Below are 4,182 nucleotides of genomic sequence, written 5' to 3'. Positions count from 1 at the left end.
CAACGCATTCCCCAATCCCCCGCAGCCCTCACAACAGCCCGGGCGGCTGTGGTGTGGATTGGGTGTGGGTCGGTTATGGCAGTCGATTGTTTCACTTACTGAGGATTATTGATACCGATGTCAACACAGCAAAAATGGGTCTTCGCCTTTCAGGATGGCGATGGCAAGAACAAAAAACTGCTCGGCGGCAAGGGCGCGAATCTGTGCGAAATGACGCAGATCGGCTTGAATGTCCCGCCCGGATTTGTGATTTCCACCGAGGCCTGCCTGGCCTACCTTGATCAGGGCCAGGATCTGCCCGCCGGCGTTATGGATCAGGTACGCGCCGAGATGGCGGCGCTGGAGCAGCAAACCGGCAAGGGCTTTGGCAATCCGGACAATCCGCTGCTGGTTTCGGTGCGCTCCGGCTCGGCCATGTCCATGCCTGGCATGATGGACACCATCCTGAATCTGGGCATGAATCAGGACACCCTGCAGGGCGAGATCCGTGCCACCGGGGACGCACGCTTCGGCTATGACGCCTATCGACGCTTTATTCAGTTGTTCGGCAAGGTGGCACTCGGCGTCGCAGATGAAAAATTCGACCATGAGTTCGATGAGGTCAAGCGCGCGGCCCATGCCAAGCAGGATGTGGATCTGACCGCTGCCGACCTGAAGGACATCAGCGAGCGCTTCCTCAAGGTGGTCGAGGACGCCACCGGACGCCCCTTCCCAAGCGATCCTTACGAGCAGCTCGAAATCGCCATCAAAGCGGTGTTCAACTCCTGGTCCGGCAAGCGCGCGGTCGATTATCGCAAGCAGTTCCACATCACCCCCGAGATGGCCAATGGCACAGCGGTCAATGTCTGCACCATGGTGTTCGGCAACCGCGGCGATGATTCGGCCACCGGTGTGGGCTTCACCCGCAACCCCGGCACCGGCGAGAACAAGCTCTACGGCGAGTATCTGGTCAACGCGCAGGGCGAGGACGTGGTCGCTGGCATCCGCACCCCCAAGCCGCTCGACCGGCTCAAGGTGGAAATGCCGCAAATGGCCGATGAACTCGACGCGCTGCGCGACAAGCTCGAATCCCACTACAAAGAAGTTCAGGACTTCGAGTTCACCATCGAGCGCGGCCAGCTCTACTGCCTGCAAACCCGCAACGGCAAGATGAACGCCACTGCGCTGGTGCGCACCTCAGTGGAAATGGAGCAGGAAGGCCTGATCAACAAAGACCAGGCGCTGTTGCGCATTGATCCGCTGGCCCTGGAGCAAATGCTGTTCCCACGGCTCGACCCCAGCTTTAAGGTTGAGGCCGTCGCCACTGGCCTGCCGGCTTCGCCCGGTGCCGCTTCCGGCATCGCGGTGTTCGACGCCGACCGCGCCGAGCAAATCGGTCATGATCTGGGTCAGAAGGTCATTTTGGTGCGCGAGGAAACCAAGCCAGAGGATATTCACGGCTTCTTCGCCGCCGAAGGCATTCTGACTTCACGCGGCGGCAAGACCTCGCACGCCGCCGTGGTGGCGCGCGGCATGGGCAAACCTTGCGTGGCTGGTGCCGAAGGCATCAGCGTCGATGTCGGACGCCGCGAGGCCATGGTCGGAGATACCCAGTTCAAGGAAGGCGACACCATCACCATCGACGGCTCCAACGGCCGCGTCTATCTCGGCGCCATTCCCACCGTCGAGCCGGAATTCACCGAGGAACTGTCAGTCTTGCTCAGCTGGGCCGATGAAAAGGCTCGCCTGAAGGTCATGGCCAATGCCGACACTCCGGACGATGCGCAGCGCGCGCTGAAATACGGTGCGGTTGGCATCGGTCTGGCCCGTACCGAGCGCATGTTCAACGATGTCAATCGCCTGCCGATCGTCATCGAAATGATCGTCGCCGAAACGCCCGAGACGCGCCAAGTCGCCCTCGACAAGCTGTTGCCACTGCAACGCGAGGACTTCCGGCAGCTGTTTGAGGTCATGGCGCCACACCCGGTCACCATCCGTTTGCTCGACCCGCCGATTCATGAGTTCCTGCCCAACGAGCACCAGCTCGAACAGGAACTGGCGGATCTGCACGGCCTGGCGCAGTCCACCCGCGGCATGACCGCTCTGGCCGGTGCCATGGGACTGCTGCATGCGTCCGATGATACGCGCCGGGAATTCGATGCGCTGCGCCACACCGTGGATCCAATGCTGGTCGAAGAAGCCATCGCCAAGAAAGAGGCCATGCTGAAAAAGGTCCGCGCGCTCTACGAGACCAACCCCATGCTGGGACATCGCGGCGTGCGCTTGGGGATCACCTTCCCGGAAATCTACCAGATGCAGATTCGCGCCATTCTGGAGGCGGCGGCGGAATGCCAGAAGGCCGGCATTGATGTGCAACCGCAAATCAAGGTGCCGCAGGTCTGCACCGCCGAAGAACTGCTTAAGGTCAAGGCGTATGTTGATGACCAGCACGAGCAGGTCAAAACCGCCTATGGTTTCCCGGTCAAGTTCAAGTTCGGCACCATGATCGAGGTGGTACGCGCCTGCATGCGCGCTGAATCACTTGCCGAAGAGGCCGAGTTCTTCTCCTTCGGTACCAACGACCTGACCCAGGCGACCTTCTCCTTCTCGCGCGAGGATGCCGAGAACAAGTTCCTGCCGCTCTACAATCAGACCAATATCCTGCACGACAACCCCTTCGAGGTGCTGGACGTGAAAGGTGTCGGCAAACTGATGGAACTGGCGGTCGAATGGGGCCGCAAGGTCAAGCCCGATCTGCATGTCGGCATTTGCGGCGAACACGGCGGCCACCCAGCCTCCATCGCCTTCTGCAACCAGGCCAAGCTCGACTACGTCAGCTGCTCGGGTCCGCGCGTCCCCGTAGCACGCCTGGCTGCCGCCCAGGCCGCCTTGCAGCAGACGGGGCGTTAAGGAACACTCAGCCCTGTGTCTGAATCGGTCCACCCCGGCGTCTTGTCGGGGTGGATCAAACTGCTGATAGCCGATTAAGGAGTCCTGGTTGCCACCCGATGACGTCTTGCGCGAGGCACCGCTGCTCGCCAACCTCAGCGACCGGGAACTCGCACGTTTGCGCGCGCGGGGGCACACCCTGCACCTGGCCACCGGACAGTGGCTGTTTGCGCAAAATGACCCAGCCGAACGCTTCTTTTTCGTCCACCACGGTCAGATGAAGCTGTTTCGGCTTTCCACCGATGGTGAAGAGAAAATCATCGAACTGATCGGCCCCCGCCAGACCTTTGCCGAGGCGCTGATGTTCATGGGCACCGGCCGCTACCCGGTATGCGCGGCGGCCCTGACGTCGAGCGAACTCCTGGCCATTGATGCGGCTGATTTCAGCGCCATGCTGCGTGATGCACCCGACACCTGCTTCGCCCTGCTCGGCAGCTTAAGCCAACGCCTGCATGCACTGATCGGCGAGATCGACAATCTGGCTCTGCACTCCGCGAGCGTCCGCCTGGCACGTTGGCTACTGGCGGAATTACCACCAGATACCGATGAACTCAGACTGGCCTGGCCCAAGTCAACGCTCGCCTCGCTCCTGACCATCAAACCCGAAACCTGGTCGCGCCTTACCCGTCGCCTGATTGAACAGCAAATCATTGCCGTCAACGGCCAGCACATTCGCATACTCGACCGCCCGGCCCTGCAACGACTTGGCGAGTTGGACGACCTGACTGTCACTGAGCCAGGTTTCCACGCCCAATAGCGACACCAAGCACCGCCAGTGTGTTTCCCAGAATATCGCCGTAATCAGGGGGTGCTACCTTTCAATAATGTCCTTAGCAAGGCTGAGCACCGAACTGATCGATCTTGTCCCAGAATTGCGCCCAGCGTCCGGTCGACTGAACCAACGCACGTAAGCTCAAAACAATCTTGGCGCCCTGATGTTTCCAGCGCATGCCCGCTCCGCACAGGCGCTGCTTGACCAGGGTTTTACAGGCCGCTTCGATGACCCCGGAGCCAATCGGTAAGTTCTCGGCTAGGTGCGCGGGGTAGTTCATGCGTGCGCGTTGATTGGTGAAGTAGGTCAGGGCCGCTTGAAGATTGGCTTTGACGGTTTTGCCCAAGGAGCGCTTATCCTAGAAAGAGCAGATGCTCGCCTGCCATAATCGGCTAACCGACTGAAATATTAGCTGAAGGAGGCGCTGATGAACGAATTATCCGCTCACCCTACGGGTGAAGGTTCGAAGCAGGCGCTGGTGC

2 protein-coding genes and 1 pseudogene are annotated in these 4,182 nt (G+C 60.5%); 2 read left to right on the top strand and 1 reads right to left on the bottom strand.

Annotated elements, in window-relative coordinates; genetic code table 11:
- Positions 1–117: 117 nt before the first annotated feature.
- Entirely contained in the window at positions 118–2,889 is a 2,772-nt protein-coding gene (gene ppdK / locus CKO36_RS18560; RefSeq protein ID WP_200286396.1) for a pyruvate, phosphate dikinase, read from the top strand.
- Between the two features lie 88 nt (positions 2,890–2,977).
- The gene (locus CKO36_RS18555; protein WP_200286395.1) at positions 2,978–3,685 is read left to right on the top strand and encodes a Crp/Fnr family transcriptional regulator; all 708 of its coding nucleotides are present in this window, start codon (positions 2,978–2,980) and stop codon (positions 3,683–3,685) included.
- Between the two features lie 73 nt (positions 3,686–3,758).
- On the opposite strand, the pseudogene CKO36_RS18550 reads toward CKO36_RS18555, so the two are convergent.
- Positions 3,759–4,010, bottom strand: a pseudogene (locus tag CKO36_RS18550) (ISKra4 family transposase); the annotation flags it as partial.
- Positions 4,011–4,182 lie beyond the last annotated feature (172 nt).

Origin of the sequence: Rhabdochromatium marinum (assembly GCF_016583795.1) — a bacterium.
Taxonomy (GTDB): Bacteria; Pseudomonadota; Gammaproteobacteria; order Chromatiales; family Chromatiaceae; genus Rhabdochromatium; species Rhabdochromatium marinum.
The sequence above is the reverse complement of the archived record's forward strand: the minus strand, read 5'-3'. Positions and strand labels throughout refer to the sequence as shown.